The organism is Mycolicibacterium frederiksbergense (assembly GCF_012223425.1).
GTDB lineage: Bacteria > Actinomycetota > Actinomycetes > Mycobacteriales > Mycobacteriaceae > Mycobacterium > Mycobacterium frederiksbergense.
Genome location: NZ_CP038797.1, coordinates 325,726 through 341,437, shown reverse-complemented (window position 1 = coordinate 341,437; position 15,712 = coordinate 325,726). Strand labels below are relative to the sequence as shown.

The window sequence follows — 15,712 nt, the reverse complement described above, 5'->3', positions numbered from 1 at the left end:
GTGCCACTGATGATCGCCTACGCGCAGATATCGACGATCTTCGCGGCCGGCTGGCCAGTAGTGAGGAAACGGTTCGACTGCTGCTGGCCTCTCAGTCGACGATGAGAGAGGCGCTCGCCGACTACCAACGGTCGGTCGATGATCTTCTTTCCGGCACAACAGCTTTCCGTGATGCGGCCGCTCACTTTCAGAACGCCGCGGCCAACCTGCACGCCAGTAATACGAAACTCAATGCAGTCGTTGACTCGTATAGCGACGCTCTCACCCAACACAACATTCCTGACAATGCCAGAACACTGCTGGATCACCAGGGCGAAGACGGTTCGTAGTAGCCGTAGCCGCATCGGGTTGGTGGCCAGGCCTACCCGCAGCCGAGCCAGGCGCCCGACAAGCGCCCCCCAGCCCGCGCAGCACCGCTTTGTGGGTCATTCTGAGCCGCAGCCAGGTAGCTGTTGCAAGGCCAAATGACCGCAGTGAGCCACAGGCTGGATAGCACTGGAATCTTGCAGGGCGATGGCGATCTCGGACAAGTCACCCGCCGCAGCGGGCGCCACCCTGCCCAGGGGCTTGGGACCTCAGTTTTCCGCGGAAAACTGACATCCCGCGAACTACTGCTGGATGAGCTTCCGTAGTCGCGCGACCAACTCCTGCGCCCCGGCGGGGCCAAGGTGCTCATGCAGTGCGCCAGCCAGCGCATCCGGCTCGTGATCGAACCGACGAAGGGCGCGCGTCACCAAGCGAACCCCCGGAGCGCCATCACGCCTCGGCGGATCTGGAGGACCGCCCTCCCCCGGTTGGGTTGGCTTCTCGGCGTCGCCACGCTCTCGCGCGGCATTCCACCGAGCAACCTGCTCCTCCAAAGGAACCTGGGCGAGGGCGCGTGCCTCGCGGATAGCGAGGTCGCCGCGCCGAGTCGCCTCTTGGAGAGCCGGATCCAACTTGAGGAGTGCTCGCCGTTGGGACACCCACGTCTTGCTTCTACGCAGCTGCGCCGCCGCGGCGTCGGCGCTGCCCAATTCCTGAACCAGACTGTCAACCGCCTTCGCCTCTTCGATCACGTCGAATCCCGATCGGTCGACGTTCTCGGCAATGGCTGCAGCGAGCAACGTCGCCCGGTCCTTCGCCAGTTCATCTCTGACGACGATATCGAGAGTTGAGCGGCCGAATTTATGCGCGGCCGCGAGGCGCCGGTTGCCGAGAATCACGACCCATTTAGTTGAAATGTCGGCATCGGGGTAGAGCTTGCAGAACGCCGGCCGAGTCACGGCTACAACGGGCTGCAACTGGAACTCGGCGATCGACGCCAGCTCGTCCAGATCGCCCACCGAGTCCCGCGGGTTGTAAGGGTTGCCGACGAGTTCGATGAGCGCCACCGTCCGCGACAGATTCGGCCGCGGTGCCACTGCAGCGGTCTGGGTCCGTCCGTCGACGGGAGAATCATCTCCGACCGTTGCGACGAGATCGCCGAACCCTTTGACACCACCTTTAGCCATTTACGCCACCTCCACGCGCGACAGCTCGTCGGCCAGACTGTAGAAGTCAGACGCTGCATTGGTGGCAGACCGGGATCCGCCGTACTGCGTAACCACAACGCCCTCGTTCGATGCGTTGGTGTGGATCTTGTAGTGCCGCACCACCGTCTCAGCCATAGGCCATCCTTGCGCCCTGATGAAGTCCTTGGTCTGCGACAGCCAGAATCCACCGTCCCGCGGATCCCAGTCGTTGATAAAAACGCGATAGGGGATCTGTCGTGGATCAAGCAGCTTGCGAATGGTGCGCGCGGTCGGGTCGAAGCACATGGGGGCGGTGAGCATCGGAATGAGCGCTTCGTCTGTCACTTCGAGCACTGTCCGCAACGCATCGGCGGAATAGGCGTCACCAAGCCCATCCCCAGAGGTTTCTGGGTCGAGGTCGAACCAGCCCGCGGTGTCGACGAAGACCTCCTGAATTCCAGGGAGGTCGTTGAGCTGGCTGAGCCACTCAAGCGGGTCGTCATGAGCCTGCACAAGGTGGAAGGGGAGATCGTCGACTCTGTCAGCCCACCATTTAGCGGAGCCCTGGGGGTCGATCGACACCGCCGCCACAGGTGACTGAGCGTCGGGGGGTAGTTCCGCCGAGAGTCGCTCGGCGCGGACGGCAGCAAGATTCACAGTTGCTGTGCTCTTGCCGACGCCACCTTTTTGGTTCAAGACAGTAAATACACGAGTCATGGGGGAGTGACCTCGATCTAATTGTTGCCGCAGCGCGGCCTACTCAGAAGAGCGCGGTCAAAGCCTAGATCGGCAGCTGTCCACCCCGCGTCATTGACACGCGGTTTACCGCGCACGGCTCTCAGTTTTCCGCGGAAAACTAGAAGATCCACCGCGCTCGCAAACCGCCGTCAGTGACAGGACCCACCGTGCCCAGTTTTCCGCGGAAAACTGGGCACCGGGGCGTCAAGCCGGGCGACCAACTCACTTGCCGGAGAACACCGCCACCGGGCGTTGCGGATCGCCGTTCGTCACAGTGATGAAATGCCAGGCGCGCCGCGGCACTCGTTGGCCCGCCTCAAAATCGGAACACCGACGACCCCCAAAGACGGCGCTAGCGACGGGGGAGTGGTGCAACGTCCAGCATTGGCCAAGCACCGTGCCCGGCATCAACTCGAGGAGCAACCCGCATTGGCATGCTGCAAGGCAGCCCCAGCCTGTCCGTAGCCCCCCTCTGGCCCCAAGGATGCATCGCAGCCGGGGCAGAACACCATCCATGTCTGCAGCCCGCGATACCGCGTGGGAATCACCCGCGGCTTGTGCACACCCGCCGCGCGCTCCCTATTCATCTGGTCCGCCTCGGCCAGCGACATCGAGGAGTACGCCTCCTTCGGTCCGATCGCGACCAGGGCCGCAGGATTGGGCTGACATCCCGACTCTGCGTAAGCCTGCGCCCACTCGCGGGCGTCGGCTGGACTGGTGAATCCGCCCTGCGGAGTGACGAACCCGTCGCAGCCTGTGCAGTGCGCGCCGAACGTGCGCACTCCGTACCACTTCGTCTTCAGAACCTGCAGGGTGTGACCCGGCGTCGATGTCAGAGGTTCGAACAAGGATTCATCTGCTTCGATGCGCAACGCCTCTTCCACCCGCTGCAGCGCCGACACATCCGCAGTCGACCGCTGAAAACTCGCGCGCGCATCACCACTGCACCGTTGTGGCCCTCCGGCCTCATGGGCTGCCTTACACACGTCCGACTCCCTTCCAGAACGCACCCCGCAGTTGGAGTGCTCTTATAGGAAGTACCGACCGCGCGAGCCGATTCCGTCGCCCGCGGGACCTATCCAGCGCCACCGCCGAGCTGCGGGTGTTCACCGCACGCCACCGCCGTCAGGGGAAGGTCGCGGTACGCGCGCACGGCTGCGCGTGCCCGCGCGCCGGCGTCTTGAAGGGCTGGTCTCTCCTGCTCGTCGGCCCTGGCGGCGGCGCTCAACCAGCTCAAATACAGGCGCGCGGGCTCCGCGACCTCTTCGCGGGCGGCGTTGTATGCCGTCGCCCAGCTCGCTCTCGCCTCGTCGCGGGCCACTACGGCGTCAGTGAACTCCTCGTCGACCCAGATCCCAAAGCGCTCCAACATGGCGGCAGGGCGCTCTCCGCTGCTCATCGCTGTGCGCAATCTGCGCGCGCAGTCGCGCAGGGTGACCGCGGCCGCGCGGAGCTGCGCGGTGTCGGTGGGTTCGAACTCCATGGGGACGCCACTGCCGAGGAGTACCGCATCGCTGAGAGTGCGGTGATCGGTGACATCCAGTGCCGGCTGGGGGAGAGGCTCGTCGGGAATCTCGCGTTGTAGCCGCGGGGCGCTCACTGCGTAACTGGGCGCCAGGTCGTCGACGTCGAGGCCCGTGATGACAAGTTCGGTTCGACGCGCGAGGGTGGCGGCCTCACTCGTGTAAGCCATTAGGGCCTCGATCGAACGGGTCAGTTCGTCAGCGGCACTGTCTGCGGCATACGCCAGCTGAAGGTCAGCTCGTTGAAGAACCCGACTCAGGTACAGGCTTGTTGAGTCAGATGCGGGCGCTCCGGGTGGGATCCGCAGTCGGAAGCCGTGGCCGGCGATGAGTCCCGCCACGCCGGTGACGGTCAAAGCGACGTCGCGCACCTCGGCCAGCTGGATCTGTAGCGTAGGAGCCATGTCACCTATCTTGCCCCTGCAGGGACAAGATACTGCCTGCGCCACTGCCCCAACCTGGGCCTTCGGGGATGCACATTGCATTCACAAACATTGTGAATCGAACATGCAGGAGGTCTCACAACTGCTGAATATGAACGTCACGTATGTCGCACAACGATTTCACGCGCAACCAACAGGCCGGTTACGCCAGATTCACACCGATCCGATGTCTGGATCACATGGACGGCATGCATTGGGTACATCGCAGCATTATTCTTCGTATGTGCTGACTGCGTGATATACACGTATTAATAACGTTCGACGGACATGGAGCCGACATGGAGCGAACGTTCGACACACAAAGTAAGCACGTTCGCAAAATGTTCTCGCCACGTCTATGGCACGTAGTAGCGACGATCGGATCACATCATCAGAGCATCGGTGGAACAACAGTTCCACGTTGATCTGGCGTGGGATCAATATCTACGCCACATCGGCCACACGTCGGCCCAATGCTGCTATCACGGAATGTTCTCAGAACGTGTGGGTAGCATTCTCATCACACATTGAGCACCCTGCATGTCAACAGCGAGGAGCTGCGTGTCCTCCGCCGCCGGCGGCGCTTCCGTTGAGATGCAGCGAGGATTAACAACCGGGCGCGGATTGTCTAACAACACTGTCGAGGGCCTCCGCAAACGCGAAAACCGCGCGCACAGTGCGGAAATCACTGTGCAACGAACTTTGACAAACCCCGCGGGACAGGACGACGGACTGTCAAAGTAGCCGGCGAGTCCTGTCAATCTTCGCTGCATTGCTCAGGTGTTGACGCCACTGGAGAGGGCGGTGGAACGGACTGCAGCGCTGCAGGCTCACTGCGGCCAGGGCTAGCTGGCCAGATGTTGTGGGGCGGCGCGCCAGCCCGTAGCCGCGCCCGCCGGTGCTTTCATAACTGATTCACGAACCCTCAACAGCCTGCTCACGCTTGATATGAGCGTCATGCCAACTTCATATGGTTTCGGCGACCGGTGGCGGCACATTGCCCATGCATCCTGCGCCGATTGTGCGCTAACTATCCGCACAATTGAGGCACAATCTACGTATGCTGCGGATAGGTTGTCATACCGTTTGAACTGCAGCGATAGAGCTCACGGCAGTTAGCTGCCGTCGAGTTGCGTAGCCTCGTGCGGGCCTCTGTACGCCACCACAGAGCCCGCGGCGGCCCTCGGGGGTCCGGATGTATGGACCCACCGGTTTTAGTCGCTCTCCGGGGCTCTCAGGGCCTCTTTTTTCCCGGGATCCGGGCGGACGGGTCGCCTGGCGGTCCAGAGATCATGCCTGGTCGCGGCCGCGAAACCGGCCACCAGCTGGGTAAATGCTGGCCTAGATGCGTGTTGGACGGCGCGGGTTTCGCGACAGGACTTCACGAATTCGGCGTTGCGCCTCGGCGCGCACTGCTGAGGGCGCAGAACCAGGTCTATCGACTGCGCCGGCCTGATCAGCCGGCACGGCAGCTGACGGGGCAGGGGAGGGGCTGGCGCTACTCGCGCTGACGGCCGGGCGGGCGGGTAGGTGACGCAGACGTTGGGCCAGGAACGGGCCCGGGCTTGTGACCTGGTCAGGCCAGGTGCAGCCGCGGCGCTTCATGTCCTCGTTGAGCGCCTGGACGAGCTGCGGGCCTGTCCAGGAAGGTAGATCGAGGTGGCTGTTGTGCAGCGCATCGCAGAGCTGTCCCACAACGTGATGCCCTGTGCGTGCTCCGAGGCCCGTCGAGGTCGATGCCAGCCATCCTGCGAGCCGCTGAGTGTGCAGCGGCCGGGGTCCCTGCCGGCGTTTGGGCCGCCGCTTGCGGCGTCTTGTGGTCGAAGAATCTTGCTGCGGGGCGCTGTGCGCCTCGCTTGGAGATGGTGAACCCAATGGAACAGACCCCGTAACCCTTCGGGGACGGGGTAGGTCGCAAATTTCTCGTTTATCCACAGGCTGCCGGCGCGACGTCAGGTGCCAGACCGACGGTCTGCGCAGGTGGGCGGGAGTGCTGCTCGATCCTGTCCCGCGGCGGATCTCCACGGCGAATGCCGCCTCGGCGAGAACGGAGCGCACGGTGGTCACGGTGCGGGGGCTGCAGCTGGCGGCTCGCGCGATGCGGGCGTTGGTCACGGCGCAGTGGCGCCCGCTGGATCCATCGGCGAACCGGGCCAGGGCGGCGCTGACCCGTGCGAACAACTTCTGGCCGAGGTGGACGCGACGCAAAGCCTGAGTTCCCGTCGCCGTGGCCGCCCAGGCGGCGACTTCGCAGGTCCAGGAAGTGCGGGAGATCCACATCGGGGTGGTAGCGGCGACGACGCCCGCGGTGACGATCCAGCGCCGACGACTGCGGCGGAACTCGGCCCGGCCGAGCCGGGTCGAGCGCACTTCACAACGTTGCGTGGCGAAGGCGGACGTGTGACCGTCCTGTGATCCCGCGGTGGCGATTTCGTCGCCAACAACGTTTGCCAAACGTGCTGGTAGCACGCTAAAATGGCGGTGTCTCCAAGACATCCGCTTCCCTTCGGGGGAGCCCGCCGGTTGGTAGTGCCAGCTACCAACCGGTTTTTGGTTTTATGGGGTCTTTCATGCAGTTGTCCGAACGCTGCCAGGCGTCCGATGAACGCAAATCGTGCCACGGTTTACCACCACAGGCAATGTTCATCAATGCGACACACCCACCCGTGTAGACGTGACGGTCGCAAATCTGATGCGCCTGACCTGCGCGTATTTGCCGCTGTGGCAGGAGTGAAATACCTAACCGTCGGCGTGTTGTGTCGCCGCGGCATCTGTCTTTGGGAACATTGCGACGGTTATAGTCAACGTGAAACAGCGAGATCGTCGGGTCAGGGAAGGGAGACGCATCATGCGTTCCACGCCGGCAGCCATGCCCGGGGTCTTCAAGTACCGCAAAATGCAGGACCTCGCCAAGAAGCAGGGTTTGACGAACAGATCCCTTGCCGCTGCAGTACACGTCAACCAGGGCACGGTGAGCCGCTGGGCAAAGGGTGAAGCCGCCCCTTCTCCCAAGTTCATCGCCCGCCTGGCCGAGGTGCTCGGGGTCGACCCCAGTGAGCTGTACGTCGTGACCGAGACGGCGCGTAACCTCGCCTACTATCGCGTCCTTGCTGGTTACAGCCTCGCTCAGCTGGCCCCTCTGATCGGCGCGAGTCCGGTGCACCTTGGCCGCATGGAGGCTGGGCGCAGCTCCATTCCTCCGCAGGTGCGTGACAAGCTCAAGGAGCACCTCAACCTCGATGAGGAGCTTCTAGCAAAGGCCATCCGCCGGTCGCAGACCCACCGCCGCCACCCCGTCGCACGGCCCTTCGAATTCGTGAAGGTCGCACAGCCGGCAACGCAGCCGGCAACGCAGCACCTCATCGGCGCCTAAGCCCCGGACACCCACCACGGCACGTGCCCTCCCCCGGGCGCGTGCCGCCTTTTTGGCGTGCCCGACGGCGTCACGCTTTGCATCTCGCACCCACCCCATGGGCCGCAATTTCCCGACAGCGGTGAACTTGAATCCCGCCGTATCAACACTCGTTCCGAACACATGTACGATCACCGCTTGTGGAGCTTCGGCGAACCCGCCGCGGCTGGGCGGAAACACAGCCCAGCCACTGTCCTGACTGCCAAGCGGCGCTGGGCAGCGGCCGGGTGCTGGTCGGAACGGCCCAATGCAGCGGCTGCGGACAATCGCATCGAACGCACACATGCACCCACTGAGCGGAATTGCATTTGTTGCAACAGTTCGGCGCTCGTTAGAGCGTCGTTGTCCCTGGTGAAATCCCGTCCCGTTAGGCGAGGTGACATCGATGCGCTCGCCTCAACTGCGCGTCTTCCTCTATCGCATCATTGTTGCATCTGCTACAACAAGGGTGTGGGTGTTGATCTGCCGGGTTCTGCGGCGTTGTCGTTGGTGTCGAAGGTCGCGTCGTTGGATCCGCAGGAGGCGGTGTTTCGGGCGATGATGGCGGGCTGGTCGGATCAGCAGCGGGCGCGGGTGTGCTTGCCGCCGACGATCCTCGCGCGAGCGAGTGTGGTTCGGCGGTTCGGCGATTTCACCGGGACCCATCCCTGGCAGTGGACCGCTGAGGACGCTGACGCGTTCTTCTCATCGATGAGGTCGGGTTCATCGCCGAAGGCGGTTTCGACGCTACGCGGGTATCAGAACGCGTTGCGATTGTTCTGCGATTTCATCACCGACCGCCGATACGGGTGGGCCGCACTGTGCCTGGAGCGGTTCGGGCAGCCGCCTGCTCAGATCTTGCACGACTGGAACACCGTGACACATGTCACCGAGTTCGAAGGCAGAGCCGGTCGGCGTCCGCTGAGTTTCGACGAGGTGCAGGAGTTGTTCGACGCAGCTGACGGGTTGGTCGAGGCCGCGCGTAGTCGTCACCGCAAGGGCAGTTTGTCGGCGTTGCGAGACGCCGCCATGCTAAAGACGGTGTACGCGTATGGACTTCGCCGCCAAGAGGTGGTGGGCCTCGACATCGTCGATCTGCGATCGAATCCGAAGGTTCCGGCGTACGGCCGCTTTGGTGGGTTGTTCGTCCGCCATGGCAAGGGGTCGCATGGCGACGCGCCGAAGCGTCGCACGGTGTTGACCGTTCCGGAAATGGATTGGATCGTCGGCGTCCTGGAGCACTACGTCGCCGAGGTACGGCCGTGTTTTCAGCCCGGCCGCCATCCCGGCTTGTGGATCACTGAACGTCAGGGGCGCTTGTCCAAGCGCAGCGCCAACGAGGCGTTCACCGCGGCACGGGATGCGGCCGGCTTGCCCAAGGAACTCGATTTGCACTCGCTGCGCCATTCCTACGTCACACATCTCACCGAGTTCGACTACCCAGAGCGCTTCGTGCAAGACCAAGTCGGACATGCCTACGCCAGTACCACCTCGATCTACAGCCACGTGTCCGACGAGTACCGCAACCGCCTGCTGCGCGCGGCGCTCACCAAACGTGGCGTCATCACCGAAGGTGAACCATGATCCGAAAGATGGGCTGCCAGTGGCACCTTCGCACACTGATGGCGCAGCAGGGGATGTTTCAAACCACGGAGCTCGTGCCGCTGCTGGCCGAGCGTGGCGTCGTGCTGTCCCGCGAACAGGTCTTCCGTTTGGTGACTCAGCCTCCGCAGCGGCTCTCGATGGACGTTCTGGCGGCGTTGTGCGACATCCTCGACTGCACACCCAACGATTTGGTTGAGATCACCGTGGTCAATGCCGCAGCCAAGAAGGTCGCCGGTGGGGCCGCCCCGTCGCCGCCGACGGTCCGGCGCACCACGGTGCGCCGCCCGGACCACACTCGGTGAAGGGTTCGGCGGACTTTCGGCCCGACGCGTGGGCCCGGGTCACCGCCCGCCTGGTCGCCGACATCGACGGCCTGTCCGTCGAGGCGGCCGAGCGCCTGCTCACCGATGCCCGCGTGAACCGCCCCAAGACGCTCAACGCCGTCGACTGCTACCTGGCAATCACGCCCGGCGGCGTGTGCGACCCAGACTCCGCGTGCCCCCGCGGCATGATGCGATTGAGCCACATCCTGCTCGCCGCCGGATACACCACGGTTCACCCACCGCAGTGCACTCAGTGCGGCCAGCGCTCGGCACTGACCAATGTCGGCCCGTCCGGGCGAATTTGCGAACACTGCCTTCGAGCCAACCGCCCCACAGTTCTCTGCGCGCGCTGCGGGAAGCCAGCTCTGCACCGACGCAATTCCGCCGACGGCGTAGTCTGCTCGAACTGTTATAGCCGGGACCCCTCTTCGAAAGCGCCATGCCACCGGTGCGGGCGGGTGGGGCACCGTCGGCGTCGCCTCCCTTGCGGAGGCGTGCTCTGTCCAGCGTGCGCTCCCAGGCCCCAACACACCTGCGTCGAGTGCGGCAAAGACCGACCCGCGCAATCCATCACCGAGAACGGGCCGATCTGTAGCACCTGCTACAGCCGAATCAACATGTCGTGGAGCTGTGCCGCCTGCGGCGCGCTCCGCCGAAGGAAATCCGGCGGCAACGTCGGTCCACATATTTGTGGGATCTGCCGACGCGCACTACGCAACGACGTCCAGAAGGCCTCGACGCGGACAGCGCTACCCGCGTCGCGGCCACCCAGAGTTGCCCCGATCTGCGTCTTCTGCCGGCGGCAACGCCCGATAATGAACCGATGGCCAGCAGGCCCGGTTTGCAAGGTGTGCGCCAAGCGGGCGCGGTCTTACCCGGGGATCTGCGGGACGTGTCAGCAGTCTGCGGTCCTCATCGGACTCAACGACCATGGTGGGCGGATCTGCGGACCGTGTGCAGGCGCCTCGCTCGATTACCGTTGCCGCAATTGCGGGCAGGCCGGCATGCACGCCAACGGTCGGTGCAGCCGCTGCGTCACCGCCCAGCTCCTTGATGCCGCCTTGGGTGGCCACGACGGCCAGATACCTGACCAGTTGCGGCCGCTGGCCGACGCGTTGGCCGCCGCACCCGATCCTCGCAGCGTTGCCGTCTGGCTCGCCCGAAGCGACGCCGCGCGACTACTGAGAACCCTTGCCGAATGCGGAGAAACGGTCACCCACGACCTTCTCGACGCCTTGCCGCCCGGACGGCAGGTCAACTACATCCGCGAAATCCTGGTCCGCACATCGGTATTGCCGATGCGCAACGAGCGTCTCGAGCGACTCGAGCCGTGGCTGGATCGCTACCTCGCCGACCAGCCAGCCGACCACACCCTGATGGTCCGCAACTACGCCGTCTGGTATCTCCTGCATCGTGCCAGGCGAAGCCCCCGACCGTTGGTCACGGCAGGGGCGGCTCGTATCCGGCGCAGAGTGCGCGTCGCACTCGAGTTCCTCACCTGGTGTGACGCCCGTGGGAGGTCCCTGACCGACATCGATCAGGGCGACGTGGACACCTGGCTGGCCACCGGAGACTGGCGCCGGCCAGAAGTGCGACCGTTTCTGCACTGGACGACCCAACGCCGCATCACTGGCGCCGTCTCCGCGCCGGCACCCAAGCCCGCTCCACCGTCGGTCTTCATCGACGAAGCAACGCACCTCGAACAATTGCACCGCTGCCTGCACGACGACGGTATCGACGTCGATCTGCGCGCCGCGGGCGCCCTCATCCTGCTCTACGGCATAGCCACCTGGCGAGTGCTCAACCTACGACGAAACCAGGTACATACGCGTGACGGCGAGACCTTCCTGGTCCTGCGCGACCACGAACTGCTGCTGCCACCCCAGCTGGCCGACCTGATGGCTCAATTACCGCGCTCCACACGACGATCCACATTGCCGGACTCCGACGCCTCGGATCGGCTGCTGTTTCCCGGCCGAACTCCCGATCGACCCGTCGACACCGGCGGATTCGGCAAGCGACTCAAACGCAGCGGCCTGACCATCCGAGCCGGCAAGAACACCGCCCTGCTCGGGCTGGCCGCCGAACTTCCCGCAGCCGTTCTCGCCGACCTGCTCGCCATCGACGTCGGCACTGCCACCCGGTGGGCCACCTACGCCAAGACCGAATGGAACGACTACATCGCAGCACGAACCTCCGGCGACAACGGGTAAGAGCCATCCGCTGGCGACTCGGATGGTCAGCCGATGCGGGGTTCGGCGGCAAATAAGAGGCTCGAAGCCCACTCTGGTAACACTCCCACCGCTGTGAACGGTGCGGACTCTGGTTGCCGGCCGAGGCGAGATTTGTCTGGCCCGTGCCTTGGGGGACACGAAACCGGCCACGGCAAACTAGGCCCATCGGCACTGCCGCAGCCGGTACCTTCGGCCGGGTGCCGAAACTATGGCAGTCTGCACCCCCAACGACTCAAACGGCTGTGATATCGCCCGCGACCGCCTTCAACGTCGCCCTCCACGCGCAACGTGAGTGTTTGCTGCGTTGCACCGTTGCTTTCCGGGCGCGTGAGGTAATCGCGCGACCCAATCGGTCGAATTCCTCACTCCATCTGGCGTTGTCGGTGCGAGCCAGCCCAGCCGCCTGACTCTCAGGGCAAAGTTGGTGTCATATCGGCAGCGTGGTGTTGGTGACGAAGGTGTCACGGACCCAAGAGATGAATTCGTTCCACAGCCCGCTCACCAGCGCTAGTCCCACGGCGACCAGCAGTACACCGCCGAAGATCTGGATTTCCCTGGTATTTCGACGAAGCCACCCCATCGCGTGCACCGCGCGTGCAGATCCCAACGCCAACAGGACAAAGGGAATGCCCAGACCTAGACAGTAGGCCACGACGAGGACTACCCCGCGGGCGATGGCCGATCCATTTGTGGCCGAGGACATCGCAATCACGCCAGTGAGTGTGGGCCCCAGACACGGGGTCCAGCCCAGGCCGAACACCCCGCCCAGCAGCGGCGCACCCGCGATGGTCGACATCGACTTCGGGGTGAACCGGGCCTGGCGTTGCAGCGCGGGCACGAAGCCCATGAAGACCAGGCCCATCAGGATGGTGACGGCGCCGCCGATACGCTGCAGCAACACCTGATTGGTGATCACCGTCGCCGTTAGACCCAGGATCGCGATGGTGCCCATCAGGAACACCGCTGTGAAGCCGGCGATGAACAATCCAGCGGCCGCAGTTACTCGCAGCCGCGCACTTCGCGATGTCGATTGGCTTTGCTCGTCGACCCCGACGACCGCTGCAAGGTAGGACAGGTATCCCGGCACCAGGGGAATCACGCAGGGCGAGGCAAAAGACACCAATCCGGCCAATGCCGATACCAGCACCGCCAGCAGCACGTGCCCTGACATGGCGATCTCGGTGAATCCGTTCATCGGCGGCTGCGCATTGCGACCGCTTCTGCACTCCAGCTACTGGGTCCGCCCACGCCCATCTGCATCATGTCATCACCTACGTATCTACTACAGAGGTTAGTACCATAGCTGGGAACGGTTTCGAGACGCTCACGCAACCCCTCGTTTGACGGGCGTGTAATGCGCAGATGCGGCTTCAGCCGTAGACCGTCTGCGCCGAAATCGTTGGTGACTCAACGGCCATGCACAATACGGCAGCGCGTCATCCAAGCCGGGGGAGGTGTGTCGGTGCCTGTCCTGTCGCCACGACAGCCCATGGGCGACAACTCGGCACCGTGGTCCCGGTGCCTTTGGCCCCGCCGCCCGCAGTCTTGGCTGGCCACGTCCCCGGCGCGACGTGCGCATGCGCTGCGCGTCGGTCTACCGCGCCTCCATCGCCGCCCCACCATCGACCGGCCGGACCGCATCGTCACCCTCGTTTACTTCCACTATCGCCTGTACCAGCCGTAGTGGCGCAGATGGAAATAACTTTCTACTGTTCAGGTACGTAGACAGTAGAAGGAGGGGGACGTGCCTCTCCCTGAGATTAGAGGTTTGCGATGACTCTGACGATCGGCGACACCGCCCCGGATTTCGAGGCCGATACCACCGAAGGTCGGCTTCGGTTTCACGACTGGATCGGCGATGGCTGGGCGGTGCTGTTCTCCCATCCCCGCGATTTCACCCCGGTGTGTACCACCGAACTGGGTTACATGGCCAAGATCAAAACCGAATTCGACCGGCGCGACGTCAAGATCATCGGGCTGTCGGTCGATCCGCTCGACAACCACGCCAGCTGGTCACAAGACATCGCCGATACCCAGGGCGTCGCGCCCAATTATCCGATGATCGCCGACACCGATTTCGCGGTGTCCAAGGCCTACGGGATGCTGCCCGCCGACGCCGCCGGGGACCCCACTGACCGAACTCCCGCGCAGAATGCGACGCTGCGCAACGTCTTTGTGATTTCCCCCGACAAGACCATCGCACTGGTGCTGATCTACCCGATGACCATCGGACGCAACTTCGATGAGGTGCTGCGCGTGATCGACGCGCTGCAGTTGACCGCCACCCACAAGGTCGCCACTCCGGCGCAGTGGCGCCAAGGCGACGATGTGATCATCTCCAATTCGGTCAGCGACGAGGAAGCCCGCCAGATCTATCCGAACGGGTGGCAAGCACCCCGGGCTTACCTGCGCATCGTCCCGAGCCCGATTCAGCTTGCTTAGCCCAACAGGACAAGTGTTGGGATGGCTGCATCGGGTGCTCGACCGGCGACACTAAGGGGTACCCGAGGTAGTCGGGGCGTAGGGGCGAGCATCGTCGATGTCAATGCTGGTCACCTCTGTTCGGTATGGGGTTGTAGAAGGGTGCGGCGCAAGAATGCGATCTGATCGTTGACGACGCGATCTATCCAAGGTTCATTGAATAGGTCGAAATGCCCGATGGGGTAGCGTTGTAGCTCTCCGCGCGGCGCGTGCTTGGCCACTTCGATCGCGGGTTGGGGCGGTGCAATGGCGTCGCCGTCGCAGACGGACACCAGAAGCGGGCATGACACCAGATTGGCCCGGCGCGCCGGCCGGTCGGCGCGCATCTGCAGCACGATCCGGGCGGGGATCGTGGGCTCCCAGCCGACCGGGTCGGCGGGCATGATCGACGCAAATCCGGCGGCGGCATCGGGTGTGGTCAACATCGACATTGAGCCGGGTGCTCCGGCCAGCTCGATCCGTAGGGGTTCGCGGCCGCATCGTGCACGCAAGTTGTCGCGGATCCCTCGCCATGCCATCCGATAGCCATGCCGTCGGCGGGCGTAGCGGATTGCCGCGGCGGCTGCGGCGCGCCCGTCGACGAACGGATTTTGTATGATCGCCGCGGCGATGTCGTGGTCGCGGCCGGCGGTGGCAAGTACATGTCCACCGCCAAAAGAAGTGCCCCACAGGGCGATTCGGTCATGATCGATGCCGCTGAAGCGGCGGACGAGAGAGATGGCTGCGCGGTCATCGGCGCGCTGTCGCCTGATGTCGATCAGGCCGCGGGGTTCACCGGCGCTGGTGCCCAGGTGGCGGTAATCGAAGGTGAGGGCGGCTATGCCGACGGCGGCGAAGCGGATCGCGAAATCGGGCAAGGCCGCGCTTCGGATACCGCCGATGCCATGGGCTAGCACCACGCAGGGATGCGGTGGGGGACTCGTTGGCCGGTACAGCCACCCCTCGCATCGTTGGCCGCCGGATTCGAAGTTGATGTTCTCGCGGACCACGCCGGTGCCGCGGCCGCAGAAGGGAAGGGTTGTAGACACGGCCGCCAGCGTGCGCGTTAATGTCGACATGAAGTCAAGCGGTGAGGGCCGAGAAATTTCGATCGGCGAGTTGGCCGAACATTTCGGGCTGGCTACCCATGTGCTGCGTCACTGGGAATAGATGGGGTTGGTGGTTCCGCGCCGCACCTCGACGGGTCACCGAATGTACGGCCTTGCGGATCGCTATCGAGTGGCCGCGATTGTGCAGGCGAAGGCGGCCGGGATGAGTCTTGACAGTATTCGTGCGATGTTGACCGCAGCCACCCCAGCCGAGCGCAACAGGGTCTTGCAACACCAGTACGACGCGCTGAGCCAGCGCGTCGTCGAAGCCCAAGCCGCACTCGCCCTTATCGACACCGCGCTCGGCTGTGAACACGGCGACCTCGCCAGTTGTCCGCGCTTCCGCGCGGTGCTGGCCGAACGTGTCAGGCATCCCTAGCGGCGTGGTCAGATACCCCCACGATGCGAGTGCTG

Annotated in this window: 14 protein-coding genes; 8 read left to right on the top strand and 6 right to left on the bottom strand. The window is 64.1% G+C overall.

Going from position 1 to position 15,712, the window contains the following annotated elements; genetic code table 11:
• On the top strand, positions 1 to 329 hold a 329-nt coding region (locus EXE63_RS01775; protein WP_168140527.1), incomplete at its 5' end, for a hypothetical protein.
• A 279-nt stretch (positions 330 to 608) separates the two neighbouring features.
• Here the strand turns inward: EXE63_RS01775 and EXE63_RS01770 are convergent.
• From EXE63_RS01770 to EXE63_RS01755, 4 genes are all read right to left on the bottom strand, one after another.
• Positions 609 to 1,493, bottom strand: a complete 885-nt coding sequence (locus EXE63_RS01770; RefSeq protein ID WP_168140526.1) for a ParB/RepB/Spo0J family partition protein — start codon at positions 1,491 to 1,493, stop codon at positions 609 to 611.
• The gene (locus EXE63_RS01765; RefSeq protein ID WP_168140525.1) at positions 1,494 to 2,210 is read right to left on the bottom strand and encodes a ParA family protein; all 717 of its coding nucleotides are present in this window, start codon (positions 2,208 to 2,210) and stop codon (positions 1,494 to 1,496) included.
• A 428-nt stretch (positions 2,211 to 2,638) separates the two neighbouring features.
• Entirely contained in the window at positions 2,639 to 3,133 is a 495-nt protein-coding gene (locus EXE63_RS01760) for a hypothetical protein (RefSeq protein ID WP_168140524.1), read from the bottom strand.
• Between the two features lie 173 nt (positions 3,134 to 3,306).
• Complete coding sequence (locus EXE63_RS01755; RefSeq protein WP_168140523.1) at positions 3,307 to 4,158, bottom strand: hypothetical protein; 852 nt, start codon at positions 4,156 to 4,158, stop codon at positions 3,307 to 3,309.
• Positions 4,159 to 6,166: 2,008 nt separating this feature from the next.
• Between EXE63_RS01755 and EXE63_RS01750 the strand changes: the two genes are divergently transcribed.
• From EXE63_RS01750 to EXE63_RS01730, 5 genes are all read left to right on the top strand, one after another.
• Positions 6,167 to 6,391 carry a hypothetical protein gene (locus EXE63_RS01750; RefSeq protein WP_168140522.1) on the top strand — a complete coding sequence of 75 codons (225 nt, stop codon included), beginning with the start codon at positions 6,167 to 6,169 and terminating at the stop codon, positions 6,389 to 6,391.
• Between the two features lie 633 nt (positions 6,392 to 7,024).
• Positions 7,025 to 7,549, top strand: coding sequence for a helix-turn-helix transcriptional regulator (locus EXE63_RS01745; protein ID WP_168140521.1), 525 nt, complete (start codon positions 7,025 to 7,027; stop codon positions 7,547 to 7,549).
• Positions 7,550 to 8,038: 489 nt separating this feature from the next.
• Positions 8,039 to 9,151, top strand: coding sequence for a tyrosine-type recombinase/integrase (locus EXE63_RS01740; protein WP_013470135.1), 1,113 nt, complete (start codon positions 8,039 to 8,041; stop codon positions 9,149 to 9,151).
• Positions 9,148 to 9,474: a helix-turn-helix domain-containing protein gene (locus EXE63_RS01735; protein WP_006247692.1), complete on the top strand. Its 327-nt coding sequence runs from the start codon at positions 9,148 to 9,150 to the stop codon at positions 9,472 to 9,474. Before EXE63_RS01740 ends, EXE63_RS01735 begins: the two co-directional genes overlap by 4 nt.
• A 1,025-nt stretch (positions 9,475 to 10,499) precedes the next feature.
• On the top strand, positions 10,500 to 11,708 hold the full coding sequence (locus EXE63_RS01730; protein WP_006247693.1) for a hypothetical protein: 1,209 nt from the start codon (positions 10,500 to 10,502) through the stop codon (positions 11,706 to 11,708).
• Between the two features lie 448 nt (positions 11,709 to 12,156).
• Here EXE63_RS01730 and EXE63_RS01725 read toward each other — a convergent pair whose 3' ends face one another.
• Positions 12,157 to 12,924 carry a cytochrome c biogenesis CcdA family protein gene (locus EXE63_RS01725; protein ID WP_006247278.1) on the bottom strand — a complete coding sequence of 256 codons (768 nt, stop codon included), beginning with the start codon at positions 12,922 to 12,924 and terminating at the stop codon, positions 12,157 to 12,159.
• Positions 12,925 to 13,502: 578 nt separating this feature from the next.
• Between EXE63_RS01725 and EXE63_RS01715 the strand changes: the two genes are divergently transcribed.
• The gene (locus EXE63_RS01715; RefSeq protein WP_006247280.1) at positions 13,503 to 14,171 is read left to right on the top strand and encodes a peroxiredoxin; all 669 of its coding nucleotides are present in this window, start codon (positions 13,503 to 13,505) and stop codon (positions 14,169 to 14,171) included.
• Positions 14,172 to 14,281: 110 nt separating this feature from the next.
• Here EXE63_RS01715 and EXE63_RS01710 read toward each other — a convergent pair whose 3' ends face one another.
• Positions 14,282 to 15,238, bottom strand: coding sequence for an alpha/beta hydrolase (locus tag EXE63_RS01710; protein ID WP_158022687.1), 957 nt, complete (start codon positions 15,236 to 15,238; stop codon positions 14,282 to 14,284).
• Between the two features lie 121 nt (positions 15,239 to 15,359).
• Between EXE63_RS01710 and EXE63_RS01705 the strand changes: the two genes are divergently transcribed.
• Positions 15,360 to 15,677, top strand: a complete 318-nt coding sequence (locus tag EXE63_RS01705; RefSeq protein ID WP_006247282.1) for a MerR family transcriptional regulator — start codon at positions 15,360 to 15,362, stop codon at positions 15,675 to 15,677.
• Positions 15,678 to 15,712 lie beyond the last annotated feature (35 nt).